The organism is Rubrobacter marinus, assembly GCF_011492965.1.
In the GTDB taxonomy this organism is placed as follows: domain Bacteria; phylum Actinomycetota; class Rubrobacteria; order Rubrobacterales; family Rubrobacteraceae; genus Rubrobacter_F; species Rubrobacter_F marinus.
Genome location: NZ_CP045121.1, coordinates 2,157,734 through 2,172,293, shown reverse-complemented (window position 1 = coordinate 2,172,293; position 14,560 = coordinate 2,157,734). Strand labels below are relative to the sequence as shown.

Below are 14,560 nucleotides of genomic sequence, written 5' to 3'. Positions count from 1 at the left end.
AGACTCGACGGGGAGGCTCGCGTGGGAGAGTTGTTTCGTGATGGGCTCTGCCTCGCAGCCCGTGGGGGCCGCCGGTGAGCTTCGTGGAGATGCTCATCGTTCTTCTGGCGGGCGCCGCCGCCGGCGCCATAAACGCCGTCATCGGCTCGGGGACGCTCTTCACCTTCCCGGTCCTGCTCTCTCTGGGCTTTCCGCCGGTAACCGCGACTATGAGCAACGCGATCGGCCTGGTAGCCGGCAGCGTCTCCGGCACCTGGGGCTACCGCAGGGAGCTTGCGGGGCAGAGGCGGCGCGTGTTCCGGTTGTTGCCCGCGTCGCTCCTTGGCGCGGTTACCGGCGCGTGGCTTCTCCTGCGCCTACCCGAGGAGACGTTCGAGGCGGTGGTGCCCGTATTGCTGGTCCTCGCGCTCGTGCTGGTCGTGACCCAGACGCGCATACAGCGGGCGCTCGCCCGGCGCCGCGAGCGCGAAGCCGCCAAGGGGCCCAAGCGCGAGGGGAGATCCGGGAGGGAGCCCGCCGCCTTCGGCGCCACGTACCTGATCGGGGTCTACGGCGGCTACTTCACCGCCGCCCAGGGCATCCTGCTGGTGGGCGCGCTCGGCGTCCTCGTCCCCGAGACGCTGCAGCGCGTGAACGCCCTCAAGAATTTGCTCGCGCTCGCCGTCAACGTCGTCGCCGCCTGCACCTACACGATCGTCGCATACGACCGCATCAGTTGGACGGCGGCCGGCCTGATCGCGGTCGGCTCGCTCGCGGGCGGCTTCGTCGGAGCGAGCGTGGGCCGCCGGCTCCACCCGGCCGTCCTGCGCGGCGTCATCGTCGTGCTCGGCGTCGTCGGGATCTGGCGCATCCTTGCCGCGTAGGACACCAGAGGTCAAGCGGGCATCGAAGTTGCCGGAACGGGGCTCGAAGCCAAGCACGGTCCGGGCGTCAGCGCCCCGAATGCTCTGCCGGCACGTATCCGCGAGGGGAAACCGGCCTTGAGGGTCGTCGCTGGGGAGGCGCGGGGGATACGGTTGGCCCCGGTCCCCGAGGGGGTCAGGCCGACCGCCGACCGGGTGAGGGAGGCGCTCTTCAACTCCCTCGGCCAGTTTTTCGACGGGGGGGAGGTGCTCGACCTCTACGCGGGCACGGGGGCCCTCGGCATAGAGGCCCTGAGCCGCGGCTGCGAGAGGGCGACCTTTGTCGAGAAGAGCGGGCGGACGGCGGGCGTCATACGGGAGAACCTGCGGCGGACGCGTTTCGAGGGGAGGGCAGAGGTTGTACGCGGCGACGCGCGCGGGGAGGTAGAGAGGCTCGTTCGGGAGGGTCGGGAGTACCGTTTGATCTTCGCGGACCCTCCCTATAGAATCGCCGGGAGCGAGATCGGGGAGGTCTTGCCGCTGCTTATAGCCCTTCTCGCGCCGGGCGGGCGCGTCGTGGTCGAGAGCGGGGCCCCCCTGGACGCCGAGCAGATCGCGAGCGCGAAAGGGGTCAGTCGCCGCTACGGCGGGACGATCGTAACCATCTTTGAACGATCCGAGGGGACAATGGACGTAGCGATCTGCCCCGGCAGCTTCGACCCCGTTACCAGCGGGCACCTCGACGTCATCCGCCGCGCCTCGCACCTCTTCGACCACGTCGTCGTGGCCGTCGGCAGGAACGTGCGGAAGAACACGTCGAAGCTCCCGGCGGACGACCGGGCGCGACTCATCGAGAAGGTCACGAAGCCCCTCGAGAACGTCTCCGTAGAGATCATGGAGGGCCTCCTGGTGAACTTCGCGCGGGAGCAGGGGGCGCGGGTGGTGGTCAAGGGCCTGCGCGCGGGCTCGGACTTCGAGTCCGAGTTCCAGCAGGCGCAGCTCAATCGGACGCTCTACTCCGACTTCGAGACGGTCTTCATCATGGCGGCGGCCGAGCACAGCTTCCTGTCGTCGAGCGCGGTGCGCGAGATAGCCTCGCTCGGGGGCAGCGTGAAGGGGCTCGTGCCGGACGAGATCCTGGAGACCGTGCAGAGCCGGTACTACGTGCCCGCGGAGGGCTCGGCAGCCGAGAGCGATAAAGGGTAGAATGAAAAAATGGATGTTTTGGTGCTTATAGACAGGCTTGAGGAGTTGGTCGAGGAGGCGCGGAGCTTTCCGGGCTTCGGCAACACGGCGATGATCGACCGCGACGCCGCCTTCGACGTCATCGACCAGATGCGCCAGACCATCCCCGAGGAGCTCAAGCAGGCGCGTTGGATCGTCAAGGAGCGCCAGGCGATGCTCGACGAGGCCCGCAGCGAGAGCGACCGCATCATCCGCGGCGCCCAGGAAGAGGCCGAGAAGATCACCTCCGAAGAAGAGGTGCTCAAGCGCGCCGAGAAGCGGGGCTCGGAGATTCTCGAGGACTCCCGCCGGCGCGAGCGCGAGATCCGCCTCGGCGCCGAGGACTACGCCGACGAGGTCCTCGCTAACCTAGAGGACAACCTCTCCCGCCTCCTCGAGGCGGTCCAGCGGGGCCGCTCGAAGCTCCAGGGCGTCCCGGACGAGTAGTCTCCAAACCCGCGCGTAGTACAATCGCCCGATGAACGAACGCATCAAGCTGAAGCGCCCCGGCATGGACATCGGGGACTCGTGGGAGCTTCTCAGGACTTTCGAGTTGTCGCCCTTCGACCTCTACGGCCGCCACCACGAGGTGGAGTCGGCGGAGGCGAGGGTCGTCGTGACGCGGCTCGCGGAGGGTCTGCACCTCGACCTCGAGGTCGAGTGCCGGATCTCGACGACGTGTGATCGGACGCTGGAGCCGACGGACGTCTCGCTCTCGTTCGGCGACTCCGAGTTCCTCTCGGGGCCGAACGATCCGGAGCTGTACGTCGAGGACTGGGAGCTCGACGTGGCGAGCTACGCCGAGGAGGCGATCCCGAGCGAGCTCCCCATGCAGGTCTTCTGCCCGGGCACCAAACCGGTCGAGCAGGAGCCAGGCGGGGACGAGATCGATCCGCGCTGGCGCGGCCTGGGCGACCTTTTCGCCTCGGGCTTCTAGAGAACCAACACCGACAGGAGGATTATCATGGCCGTACCGAAGAAGAAGACGTCTCAGGCACGCAGGGACCAGCGCAGGGCGCACGACGCCATCAAGGCGCCGAACCTCGTCTCCTGCCCGAACTGCGGCGAGCTGCACGTCCCGCACCGCGTCTGCCGCAACTGCGGCTTCTACAAGGGCCGCAACGCCGTCGCCGTCGAGGTGACCGAGTAGCGGAGGGCCCTCCCTTTGGGGCTCCCGAAAGGCCGGCGACTTGCGCATAGCCGTTGACGCCCTCGGAGGAGACAACGCGCCGGGGGAGATCGTCTCCGGCGCCCTTGCCGCCGCGAGGAGGCTGCCGCGCGACGAGATCTTGCTCGTCGGCGACGAGGTGTCCGTCCGCCCCCTCGTCCCGGAGCTCCCGCAAAACGTCCGCCTGAAGGAAGCTCGGAGCGCCGTCGGGATGAGCGAGGACCCGGCCGCGGCCCTTCGCGCCCGGCCCGATTCGAGCATCGCCGTCGCCGCCGAGACCGTGCGGCGGGGCGAGGCCGAGGCCTTCTTCTCCGCCGGCAGCACCGGCGCCTCCGTGGCCGCCGCCCTGCTAGGCATCGGGCGGCTAAAGGGCTGCCGCCGACCGGCAATAGCGACGATGCTCCCGTTCGACAAGCCTGCGCTGCTCCTCGACGCCGGGGCGACCGTGGCCTGCCGTCCGCAGGATCTTTTGAATTTCGCTATCCTTGGCGGCGTGTTCGCGAAGAGATACCTGCGCCTCGATGGCGAGCCCCGGGTGGGCCTCGTCAACGTCGGTGAGGAGCCCGGCAAGGGCGACGACCTCGCCAAGGAAGCGCACGCCCTGTTGGAAGCCTCCGAGGGGGTCCGCTTCGTCGGCAACGTCGAGGGGCGGGACGTCGGGAGCGGCGTGGCGGACGTGCTCGTGACGGACGGGTTCACCGGCAACGTCGTGCTCAAGACCGCCGAGGGCGTGGCCCGTGAGATCCTCGGCATGGTCCGCGACGCGATGACGAAGAACGTCGTCAACAAGCTCGCCGCTGCCGTGCTCCGGCCGTCGCTAGTCGCCGTCAGGGATCGGGTGGACCCTGAGAACTACGGGGGCTCCTTCCTGCTCGGGGTGCGCGGCCCGGTGGTCATCGGGCACGGCAACTCGCGCGCCCGCGGCGTGGAGAACGCCATCGTCGGGATCTCGCGCGCGGGCTCCGGCCTCGTCGAGGAGTCCGAGGCGGCGCTCGCCGCCGGGAGGCGGAGCGTGGAGGAAGCGTCGTGAACGAGCCGGTCGGCAAGATCGTCGGGGTCGGCCGCGCGCTCGGCGGGCGGACCGTCACCAACGACGACCTCTCCGAGGTCATGGACACGAACGACGCCTGGATCACGGAACGCACCGGCATCAAGGTGCGCCACTTCGTCGCCGAGGGCGAGGACTGCGCGACGCTCGCGATCGACGCCTCCAAGAGGGCGCTCGAGCACGCCGGGGTCGCGGGCGAGACGGTGGACCTCATCATCTGCGCGACCTCGACCGGGCCGGAGTCCATGCCGAGCGTGGCCTGCCACGTCGGGGAGGCGATCGGCGCCCCGGGGGTCGGGGCGATGGACGTGGCCGCGGCCTGCTCCGGCTACGCTTACGCCGCGAGCGTGGCGGGCTCGATGCTCGACAGCGGCATGGCCCACCGCGTCCTCCTCATAGGGGCCGACGCGATGACGAAGATCGTCGACGCCAACGACCGCTCCACCGCCGTGATCTTCGCCGACGGGGCGGGCGCGGTCGTCCTCGACCGCGGAGACGGCAGCTCCGGCTTCGTCGACCACATCCTCGGCGCCGACGGCCGCATGGCGCCGCTCGGCCGCGCCGGGCACCCGAGCGACGAGCAGAAGCTCTACCAGAACGGCCGCGAGGTCTTCAAGTTCGCCGTGAGGATACTGCCCGAGATGATCGAGAAGCTCCTCTCCCGCAACGGCATCGACCCCGACGAGGTCCAGTACGTCATCCCTCATCAGGCCAATGCACGCATAATACACGCGGCGGCGCGGAAGATGCCGGTACCGGAGGAGAGGATCGTGGTGAACCTCGACCGTTTCGGGAATACATCGGCGGCGAGCATCCCGATCTCCTACCCGGACATCTACGACGGGTTCGAGAAGGGCCGCTACGTGGTGACGGTGGGCTTCGGTTTCGGGCTCACGTGGGCCGCGAACCTGTACAAGATCTAAGGTCGACACGAGGACGAGGAGGGCGGTTTGGCGTTGCGTTTGGCCGTGGTTTTTCCGGGCCAGGGGACGGCGGGAGGCGAGGTCTCGGGCGAGGTCGGCGAGGTCGTCCGCTCCGTTACCGGGGGGGGCGAGGTCCCCTACCAGCTCTCCGTCTTCGCGAGCTCCGTGGAGACGCTTCGGGAGCTGGGAGAGAGGGGCGTCCGGCCCGACGTGGTGGCGGGGCACTCCCTCGGCGAGTACGCGGCGGCGCACGCGGCGGGGGCCATCACCCTGGAGGAGGCGGCGCGCCTCGTGGCGGAGCGCGACCGGCTGATGAACCTGGCTTCCAGCCAGAACCCGGGGGGGATGGTCGCCGTGCTCGGGGCGGCGCCGCGGGAGGTCGCGGACGCCGTCGAGGCCTTTCCCGAGGCGGAGGGGGTCGTCGTGGCGGCAAACTTCAACACGCCGCGCCAGACCGTCATCTCGGGCGAGGAGGCGGCGCTCGATGCCTTGGGCGAGCGCCTCGGGGGGAAGAAGAGGAAGCTGGAGGTCGCGGGGGCGTTCCACTCCCCGCTGATGCTCACGGCGTCCCTGGCGATGGAGGAGAAGCTCGACGCGGCGGAGGTACGGGACCCCGAGGTCCCGATGGTCAGCGGGGTGGACGGCGCGATCCTGGCCAAGGCCGACGACGTCCGGCTGGCGCTGCGCGACCAGATGCTCTCGCCGGTGAGGTGGGTGGCGGTCGTGGAGAGGCTCGCGGCCCTCGGGGTGGAGGAGATCGTGGAGGCCGGAGGGGGGACGCTGGTGCGGATGCTCAGGGACTTCAAGGACGTGGAGATAACGGGGCGCGCGGCGAAGGAGGTGCTCTCGTGAAGGCCCTGGAGCTGCCGCTCGGTCCCGCCGCCATCCGCGAGCTTATACCGCACCGCTACCCGTTCCTGCTCGTGGACAGGGTCGAGGAGGTCGAGCCGGGGGTTCGGGCGGTCGGGATCAAGAACGTCACCCAGAACGAGCCGTTCTTCCAGGGACACTTCCCCGACTACCCGGTGATGCCGGGCGTCCTCATCGTGGAAGCTATGGCGCAGGTTGGGGCGGTCGGGGTGATGACGCTGGAGGGGTACGCCGGGAAGCTCGCGCTCTTCGCGGGGATCGACGGGGTGCGATTCAGGCGCCAGGTCATCCCGGGGGACGTCTTGCGGATGGAGGTCGAGATCTCGCGCCTCAAGGGTAGGGTCGGTCGGGGTAAGGGCTCGGCGACGGTGAACGGGGAGCGGGCCTGCGAGGCCGAGCTCATGTTCGCGTTCGCCGACAAAGTAGAGGGAGAGTAGATGGAGGGACGCGTCGCGCTCGTAACCGGCGGGGGCCGGGGTATCGGTCGGGCAATCGCCGTGAGGCTGGCGAGGGGGGGCGCGAAGGTCGCCGTCTCCTACAGGGCAAACGACGAGGCCGCCGAGGAGACCGCCAGGCTCGTCCGCGAGGCCGGGGCGGAGTGCGAGACCTTCAAGGGCGACGTCGCCTCGTCCGAGGACGTCGATGCCCTGTTCGCGGGCGTCAAGGAGGCATTCGGGCCGGTCGAGATCCTCGTGAACAACGCGGGGACGACGCGGGACAACATCATGCTGCGCATGAAGGACGCGGAGTTCGACGAGGTCTTGCAGACCAACCTCAAGGGGACGTATCTGTGCACCCGGGCGGTGCTGCGGGGGATGGTCCGGGCGCGGTGGGGCAGGATCGTCAACGTCTCGTCCGTCGTGGGCCTGCTCGGGAACGCGGGGCAGGCGAATTATGCTGCCTCCAAGGCCGGGATCATCGGCATGACGAAGAGCGTCGCCCGGGAGGTGGCGAACCGCGGGATCACGGCGAACGCGGTGGCGCCGGGGTACGTCGAGACGGAGCTCACGGGCGCGCTCTCCGAGGAGATAAAAGAGCGCATCCTCGGGCAGGTGCCCGTGGGGCGTTTCGGCGAGCCCGAGGAGATCGCGGAGGTCGTCGCGTTCCTGGTGGGCGACGGGGCCGCGTACATAACGGGGCAGACCATAACCGTGGACGGCGGGATGGTTATGCAGTAAAGGCGATTTAGGTTACACTACGCGCTATCTTTCGGGCGGGTGCGCCCGCGGGAAGTTCTCGAGAGTCGAATATCGTGTGAGGAGGAGAGGTATGGGACGGGACGAGATCCTGGAGAAGATCAAGGAGATTACCGCCGACAGGCTCGGCGTGGACGAGGGCGACGTGACGCCCGAGGCATCGTTCAGGGAAGATCTCGAGGCCGACTCGCTCGACCTCGTCGAGCTGATCATGGAGCTCGAGGAGCAGTTCGGGATGGAGATCCCGGACGAGGAGGCCGAGAAGATCACGACGGTCGAGCAGGCCGTGGATTACGTTACGGAGCACCAGGCGGCGTGACCCAGGGGGCACCAGGGGACGGCGCCTCAAGCGGGAAGGGCTTCGCCTACGTGACCGGCGCCGGGGCGGTTACGCCGCTCGGGACCGGCACGGAGAACTTCTGGGACGCGGCGCTGCACGGCAAGAGCGGGATCGGCCCGATCACGCTCTTCGATTCCGAGCCGTACCCCTCCCACATCGCCGGCGAGTGCTCGGACTTCGACCCCGTGGACTTCATGGGGAAGAAGGAGGCCCGCAGGATGGACCGCTTCGCCCAGCTCGGGGTGTCGGCCGGCATCCAGGCGGCCGAGGACGCCGGCATCTCCGAGACGCTCCAGAAGACGCCCGAGCGGGTGGCGATCATTATGGGCAGCGGCATCGGCGGGCTCTCGACCTGGGAGCGCGAGTACAAGATCCTGAACGAGAAGGGGCCGAACCGCGTCAGCCCGTTCCTTATCACCATGATGGTCCCGAACATGGCCGCTGGCCAGCTCGCGATCGCGCTGAAGGCCACGGGCCCGACCCAGTGCCCGGTCCTCGCCTGCGCCACGGGCGGCGAGGCCATCGCCGAAGGGCTGGAGCTTATCCGCCGCGGCGACGCCGACGTCGTCATAGCCGGGGCCTCCGAGGCCCCGATCACGCCGCTCAGCATGGCCGGTTTCTGCGCGATCCGCGCGATCTCGACGCGCAACGACGACCCCGCGAGGGCGAGCCGGCCGTTCGACGCCGACCGGGACGGCTTCGTGATGAGCGAGGGCGCCGGAGCGGTGGTCCTCGAGAGCGTGGAGCACGCCGAGCGGCGCGGGGCGAACCCCATAGCGCGCGTCGCGGGCTACGGCCGCTCGACCGACGCCTACCACGTGACCGCGCCGGACATCGAGGGACGCGGGGTGGAGCGGGCGATGAAGCTCGCGCTCGCGGACGCCGGGCTCTCGCCCGAGGACGTCGGTCACGTCAACGCGCACGCGACCTCGACCCCCACCGGCGACGGGCCGGAGACGAAGGCCGTCTCCCGGTACCTGCCGCACGCGGCCGTCTCGGCGACCAAGTCCATGACCGGGCACCTCTTCGGGGCCGTCGGGGTGACCGAGGGGATCATGTGCGCCCTCGCCCTCAAGGAGAAGGTCCTGCCGCCGACGATCAACCTCGAGAACGTCGCCGAGGACTGCATGGAGCTCGACTACGTGCGCAACGAGGCGCGGAAGGTGCCCGACCTCAAGGCCGCCATCTCGAACTCCATGGGCTTCGGCGGCCACAACGTCGTCGTGGCGTTCTCCGAGGTGGGGTAATATGGAACGGATATGTCTTTAAGAGACCTGATCAACATCCTCCCGGAGCCGCTGCGTCAGCGCGCGCTCACGCACCCGTCCGTCGCCGACCCGTACGACTCGAACGGTCGCCTGGAATTTCTCGGCGACTCGGTCCTCAACAGCCGCGTCGCGGAGATGGTCTTCCACAGCTACCCGGAGCTTCTGGAGGGCGACCTGACGCGCATCCGGGCGCACCTCGTGAGGAAGTCGTTTCTCGCCACGGTCGGTAGGAGCGAGGGCCTCGAAGACGACATCGAGAGCTCCGTCATCAACGACTCGGTTATCGCGGACACCGTCGAGGCGATCATCGGGGCCGCGTACCTTATCGACAAGGAGCTCGTGTACAAGACGGTCGACGAGATCTTCAACCCGTCCGAGGTCGACACCGACGAGCTCCGGGATTGGAAGACCCTCCTCCAGGAGACGCTCCAGGCCGAGGGCCTACGGCCCACCTACAGGGTCAAGGCCAAGCAAGGCCCGCCGCATCGCCCGCACTTTATCTCGGCCGTAGCGGTCGACGGCCGCGAGGTGGGCTCCGGGGAGGGCGGCTCCATCAAGGAGAGCGAGCAGTCCGCCGCGCGCGCCGCGCTGGAGATCCTGGGCGTACGCCCCGTCCCGCGCTCCGCCGTCGAGGTGCACGTAGGCGCGTAGTTGTCGGGCGGAGGCGCTCGACTAAGCGTTCGACAAGGTCATTCACCGTGGCGGGTTCGACGCTTGCCAGACCTTAGGTCGTCCTGCCGCTCGCTCTCCGAAGCACGTGCGGAACCTCCAAACCGGAAGCCGGGGTACGTACCCCGTGGGCGTGGCACATCAGGAGCGCTGACGTTTTCTCCGAGGAACCGGCACGTGTCGGATGCGCCTACTGAACCCTCGTTTGCACCACTTTTCGTCCCCGTCTGTACTTCCGAGCATGGGAGCGCGTAGAATGCGGCGATGCTCTCGGCGATATACGTAAAGGGTTTCAAGACGTTCGCTCGTCCGGTACGGATGCCGCTCTCGGGGGGGATCACGGCGATCGTGGGGCCGAACGGGTCGGGGAAGAGCAACATTACGGACGCGATCCTCTTCGCCCTCGGGGAGGGGAGCCCGAGCTTGTTGCGCGCGGGCTCGATGGACGACGTCGTGTTTTCGGGCTCGGAGTCGTTGCCGGCGGCGGGGGCGGCGGAGGTTACGCTCGTCATCGACAACGGCGACGGTGTGGTCTCGCTGCCGTACGGGGAGGTGTCGCTGACGCGCAGGATCTCTCGCGGCGGCGACACGGAGTACAGGATCAACGGTAGCCGGGCCCGGATGGCGGACGTGCGCGCCGTGGCGGGGGAGGCGGGCATCGGCCGCCACAGCATCCTGCGCCAGGGGGCTGTGGACGCGATCGTCGCCGGCGGCGCCCAGGCTTGCCGGACGGCCCTCGAGGAGGCGGCGGGCCTCGGGGTGTTCCGGAGGCGGCGGCTCGCGGCGGGCCGGAAGCTGGACCAGACGGCGGCGCAGCTGGAGAGCGGGCGGGCGCTGGAGGCCGAGCTCGCGGAGCAGCTACGCAAGATCGAGCGGGAAGCCGTCGCCGCCCGCGAGTACCGGGAGCTGGAGGCCCGCTACCGCAAGCTCTCGCTCGCGCACCTCTACGGGGTCGCGACGCGCGGTCTCGACGGCCTGCGCTCGCGCCTCGCGGAGGCCGAGGCTACGGCGGCCCGGCTGGTCGAAGAGGAGGGCGCGGCCCGCGAGCAGGGGCGGCGCCACGGCGAAGCCGAGGTGAAGCTGGAGGGCGAGCTGCGCGAGGTGGAGCGCCTCATCGAGGGCCTGGAGAACGGCCTGGAACGCCTGCGCGCCGACGCGTCCCGCGCGGAGCGATCCGCGTTCCGGGCCGAGGGTGCTCGCGACGTCGACGCGGACCGGCGCAGGCTGGTCGAGAGGATCGAGGGGGAGATCGAACGCGTCTCCGCCGAGCTCGGACGCCTCGAGGAGGGGGTGGACGGGCTGGAGGAGGGGCACGCGCGGGCGAAGGGAGAGCTCGGCCGGCTGGAGGGGCTCGTCTCGCGCACGAGGCGGGAGGGCTCGGCGGCGACGGCGCGAAGGGTCGAGGCCGCGGGCAACCTGAGGGCGCTGCGCGAGAGGCGGGACCGCGCGGCGAGCCGTCTGGGGGAGACGGAGGCGATGGGCGACGAGGATCTCGCGCGGCTGGCGGAGGCCAGGGAGGGGCTGGACGCTCTGCGCTCCGAGCCGCGGGTAGGCGCGTCGGCCGTGCCGGAGCGCGTGAGGGAGCTGCGGGGTCTCCTGCGCGGGCGGGCGGCGGATGCGGACAGCAGGAGGGGCGTTCTGGCCTCGCTCGTCGGGAGGACGGAGGCCGAGGTACGCGCCCTCCGGGTGCCGGAGGGCGGCTCGAACGGGAAGCGTCTGTACGAGGTCGTCAGGTCCAGGCCCGGCTACGAGGCCGCCGTCGAGGCCGCGCTCGGCGACCTCGCGGGCGGCGTGATCGCGCCCCTCAGCGAGGGCCTACGCTTCCTCTCCGGCGAACGGCCCTCGGAGCGCGTCGTGGTGCGCCTGGACGCGGGCGAGCTGGCGGAGCACGGCACGCCGCCCGGCAAGCCGCTCGCCGAATGCGTCGAAGTCCTCGACCCCTCGTACGAGGAGGTCGCATCCCGCCTGCTCGCCGGGATCTACGTCATCGATGGGGTCGCGGAGCCGGGGGGATCCGCGCCCAGCAACGGGCACGTGGCGGTGACCCGCGAGGGCCTGCGCCTAACGCGCACGAGCGCGAGCCGGACCGCCGAGGACGGCGAGTTCGTCCGGGAGGCGCGGCTCGCCGAGGAGGAGGCCCGCCTCGACGTGCTGAAGAACCGCATGGGCGAGGAGCTCTACGACCTTCGGGAGGAGGTCGCCTCCCACTCCGGGCGCCTCGACGAATTGAACGCCCGGGGCGAGGCCCTGCGCAACCTCGCCTCCAGGGTCACGCGCGCCGGCCGGCTGCTGGCCTCCGAGGCGGAGCGGCGCTCCAAGGGGGCGGAGCGCGCGCGGTGTCTGCGCCAGGAGGCCGAGGCCGCGCTAGAAGGGGCGGAGGGTGAGATCTCCACCGCCGAGGCCACCCTCGGGGAGGCGGAGAAGGCGGAGCAACGGGCCGGGGAGGAGCTCTCCGAGGCCCAGCGGTCCGTCGACCCCGCCTACGCGGCGACCCGGGAGGCGGCCGGGCGCCTGGCCCGGTCCCGCTCGGCGATCCGTGCCCTCCGAGACCGCCGCGCCAGGCTCGTCCGCGAGCTCGGACGCCTGAAGAAGGCCGCCCCGGCGGGCAGGGACCAGAGGCTCGCGGAGTTGTCCCGCCGGGCCATCGGGGCCGCTTCCCGACTCGAAGCGGGCGGGCGCGAGGGGCTCGGCGCGGCCCGTCGTGCTCGGTCCGAGGCCGCCGCGCGACGCACGCGCGTCTCCGAGGAGCGGGCCGAGCTCTCCCGGACCGCGGGGGAGCTCGCCGTGGAGCTGGCCCGCGCGCGATCCGGGGTCGAGGCCGTGCGGGAGGAGCTCGTCCGCGTTGAGGAGGCCGCCGCGCGGGCCTCGGAGGAGATCCTCGAGGAGTGGGGCGCGACGCTGGAGGTCGCGCGCGGGGAGGCCGAGGCCCTCGGCGAGCCCTCGGAGGCCGAGAGGGCCCGGCTCGCCCGGCGGCTCAAGCGGTTCGGGGACGTCAACCTGCTCGCCATCTCGCAGCAGGGGGACCTCGAGGAGCGCTACGAGTTCGTCTCGGCGCAGCGCGCCGACGTGGAGGCCGCGGCCGAGGAGCTGGAGCACGTTATCCGCAAGCTCGACGGCGAGATGGAGGAGCGCTTCACCTCGACCTTCAGGGACGTTCGGCGGGCCTTCGGGGAGATCGTGCCGCGCATGATGGACGGGGCCTCCGGGGAGCTCACGCTCTCGGAGGAGGGCGTGGAGGTCGGGCTGCGGCTGCGCAGGAAGGGCTGGAGGCCCCTGCGGGTGCTCTCCGGCGGCGAGAGATCCCTGCTCGCGCTGTCCTTTCTCTTCAGCATCTTCCTCAGCCGTCCGACCCCCTCCGGAGACCGCACGGGGGCCTTCTGCGTGCTGGACGAGGCGGAGGCCGCGCTCGACGACGTCAACCTGGCCAGGTTCCTCTCTGTGGTAGACTCGTACAGGGCATCCGGGCAATTTTTGCTCGTGACACACCAGAAACGGACCATGGCGACGGCCGACGTACTCTACGGGGTTACTCAGGATTCCTCAGGGGCCACGGTTGTCGTATCCAAGCGTTTAACGGGAGAATGAAGAACCTGTATGGGACGGTCGTGGCGCAACTTTTTCAGGAGGAGTAAGAAGCAGGAGGAGGTTTCCGAGACCGCCGTCGAGGCGCCGGAGCGGGAACCTGCCGAGCCGGACGAGCCCGAAGGTTCCGCCAACGGCCTGGCGGAGACGGGCGAGGTAGTGGAGGAGACCCCCGTCGCGGAGGAGCCCGAGGAGAACCTCGAGGCCCCCGTTCGGGAGGTGCCGGTCAGACGGCTCGAGGAGGAGGAGCCCGAGGTCGCCGAGCCTGAGCCCGACGAAGTCGTAGAGCCCGAGCCCGTGGAGGTGCGGGAAATCGACGTTGCGGAGACGGCTTCGGTGGAGAGCGCGTCGGAGGAAGAAGAGCCCGAGGAGCCTCGCGGATGGTTCGGGCGGCGCCGGCGGCGGGAAGTCGAGGACGAGGAGCCTGTCGACGAGCCCGAGCTCGTCGAGGCGCGGGAGGCCGAGGTTCTGGAGCCGGCGCCGGTCGAGGAGGTGCCCGAGGACGAGGAGATGGAGGAGTCTCGCGGGTGGTTCGGGCGTCTGCGCCAGGGCCTGAGCCGGAGCCGGGAGTCTTTCGTCGGGCAGCTCAACGCGGCGGTCGCGGAGTTCAAGGACGCCGAGGACGAGGAGTTCTGGGAGAGGGTCGAGGAGATCCTCATAACCTCCGACGTCGGGGTGCCGACGACGGCGAAGCTCGTCGCCGAGCTCGAGCAGGAGGCGCTGGAGCGGAACATCACCAGCGGTAGAGTGCTTCGGGAGCTCATGATCGAGCACGCCGTTCGCATCCTCGACAAGCCGGTCGAGCTGGACATCTCGCACAAGCCGACGGTGCTCCTCATGGTCGGGGTGAACGGGACGGGCAAGACGACGAACATCGGCAAGCTCGTGAGCTTCCTGCCCGGCAAGACGATGCTCGCGGCGGGCGACACGTTCAGGGCGGCGGCGATAGAGCAGTTGCAGTCCTGGGGCGAGAGGACGGGTGCTGCGGTCGTAGCGCGCGAGCGGGGCGCCGACTCGGCGGCCGTCGCGCACGACGCGGTCGAGGCGGCGAAGGCCGAGGGCGCGGACGTGCTGCTCATAGACACCGCGGGGAGGCTGCACACGAAGATGAACCTCATGGCCGAGCTCGACAAGGTCAAGCGGGTCATCGAGCGCCAGCTGCCCGGGGCGCCGCACGAGGTCCTGCTCACCGTGGACGCGACGACGGGGCAGAACGGCCTCCGCCAGGCCAAGCTCTTCCACGAGGTCGCGGGGGTCACGGGTATAATATTGACCAAGCTCGACGGGACGGCGAAGGGCGGCATCGCGCTCGCCATCGCCAACGAGGTCGGGGTGCCGATCAAGATGATCTCGGTCGGCGAGCAGATCGGCGATCTGCACCCGTTCGAGGCCCGCGAGTTCGCGCAGGCGTTGTTTGGAGATTTGTAAGT

15 protein-coding genes are annotated in these 14,560 nt (G+C 69.9%); all 15 read left to right on the top strand.

Annotated features, from left to right (window positions below):
- Positions 1 to 74 precede the first annotated feature (74 nt).
- The 15 genes from GBA65_RS11165 to ftsY all read left to right on the top strand — a co-directional run bounded on the left by GBA65_RS11165 (position 75) and on the right by ftsY (position 14,558).
- Positions 75 to 863 (top strand): sulfite exporter TauE/SafE family protein, encoded by a 789-nt coding sequence (locus GBA65_RS11165; protein ID WP_207955702.1) that lies wholly within the window; start codon positions 75 to 77, stop codon positions 861 to 863.
- 117 nt (positions 864 to 980) lie between these two features.
- Complete coding sequence (gene coaD, locus GBA65_RS24330; RefSeq protein WP_228281247.1) at positions 981 to 2,048, top strand: pantetheine-phosphate adenylyltransferase; 1,068 nt, start codon at positions 981 to 983, stop codon at positions 2,046 to 2,048.
- 9 nt (positions 2,049 to 2,057) lie between these two features.
- A complete protein-coding gene (locus GBA65_RS11150) occupies positions 2,058 to 2,513 on the top strand; it encodes an ATPase (protein ID WP_166396619.1) in 456 nt (151 codons plus the stop codon).
- A gap of 31 nt (positions 2,514 to 2,544) precedes the next feature.
- On the top strand, positions 2,545 to 3,003 hold the full coding sequence (locus GBA65_RS11145; protein ID WP_166396618.1) for a YceD family protein: 459 nt from the start codon (positions 2,545 to 2,547) through the stop codon (positions 3,001 to 3,003).
- 27 nt (positions 3,004 to 3,030) lie between these two features.
- The gene (rpmF, locus tag GBA65_RS11140; protein WP_166396617.1) at positions 3,031 to 3,216 is read left to right on the top strand and encodes a 50S ribosomal protein L32; all 186 of its coding nucleotides are present in this window, start codon (positions 3,031 to 3,033) and stop codon (positions 3,214 to 3,216) included.
- 40 nt (positions 3,217 to 3,256) lie between these two features.
- On the top strand, positions 3,257 to 4,264 hold the full coding sequence (gene plsX / locus GBA65_RS11135) for a phosphate acyltransferase PlsX (protein WP_166396616.1): 1,008 nt from the start codon (positions 3,257 to 3,259) through the stop codon (positions 4,262 to 4,264).
- Positions 4,261 to 5,205: a beta-ketoacyl-ACP synthase III gene (locus tag GBA65_RS11130; RefSeq protein WP_166396615.1), complete on the top strand. Its 945-nt coding sequence runs from the start codon at positions 4,261 to 4,263 to the stop codon at positions 5,203 to 5,205. Before plsX ends, GBA65_RS11130 begins: the two co-directional genes overlap by 4 nt.
- 27 nt (positions 5,206 to 5,232) lie before the next feature.
- On the top strand, positions 5,233 to 6,057 hold the full coding sequence (locus GBA65_RS11125) for an ACP S-malonyltransferase (RefSeq protein WP_166396614.1): 825 nt from the start codon (positions 5,233 to 5,235) through the stop codon (positions 6,055 to 6,057).
- A 5-nt stretch (positions 6,058 to 6,062) separates the two neighbouring features.
- Complete coding sequence (fabZ, locus tag GBA65_RS11120; protein WP_166398466.1) at positions 6,063 to 6,512, top strand: 3-hydroxyacyl-ACP dehydratase FabZ; 450 nt, start codon at positions 6,063 to 6,065, stop codon at positions 6,510 to 6,512.
- Positions 6,513 to 7,253, top strand: coding sequence for a 3-oxoacyl-[acyl-carrier-protein] reductase (fabG, locus tag GBA65_RS11115; RefSeq protein ID WP_166396613.1), 741 nt, complete (start codon positions 6,513 to 6,515; stop codon positions 7,251 to 7,253). It begins immediately after the preceding gene.
- A gap of 91 nt (positions 7,254 to 7,344) precedes the next feature.
- Entirely contained in the window at positions 7,345 to 7,590 is a 246-nt protein-coding gene (gene acpP / locus GBA65_RS11110) for an acyl carrier protein (protein WP_166396612.1), read from the top strand.
- Complete coding sequence (gene fabF, locus GBA65_RS11105; RefSeq protein WP_207955701.1) at positions 7,587 to 8,858, top strand: beta-ketoacyl-ACP synthase II; 1,272 nt, start codon at positions 7,587 to 7,589, stop codon at positions 8,856 to 8,858. Before acpP ends, fabF begins: the two co-directional genes overlap by 4 nt.
- A gap of 12 nt (positions 8,859 to 8,870) precedes the next feature.
- Positions 8,871 to 9,530, top strand: a complete 660-nt coding sequence (locus GBA65_RS11100; RefSeq protein WP_166396611.1) for a ribonuclease III family protein — start codon at positions 8,871 to 8,873, stop codon at positions 9,528 to 9,530.
- 282 nt (positions 9,531 to 9,812) lie between these two features.
- The gene (gene smc, locus GBA65_RS11095; protein WP_166396610.1) at positions 9,813 to 13,133 is read left to right on the top strand and encodes a chromosome segregation protein SMC; all 3,321 of its coding nucleotides are present in this window, start codon (positions 9,813 to 9,815) and stop codon (positions 13,131 to 13,133) included.
- A 9-nt stretch (positions 13,134 to 13,142) separates the two neighbouring features.
- Entirely contained in the window at positions 13,143 to 14,558 is a 1,416-nt protein-coding gene (ftsY, locus tag GBA65_RS24325; RefSeq protein WP_166396609.1) for a signal recognition particle-docking protein FtsY, read from the top strand.
- Positions 14,559 to 14,560: the final 2 nt, after the last annotated feature.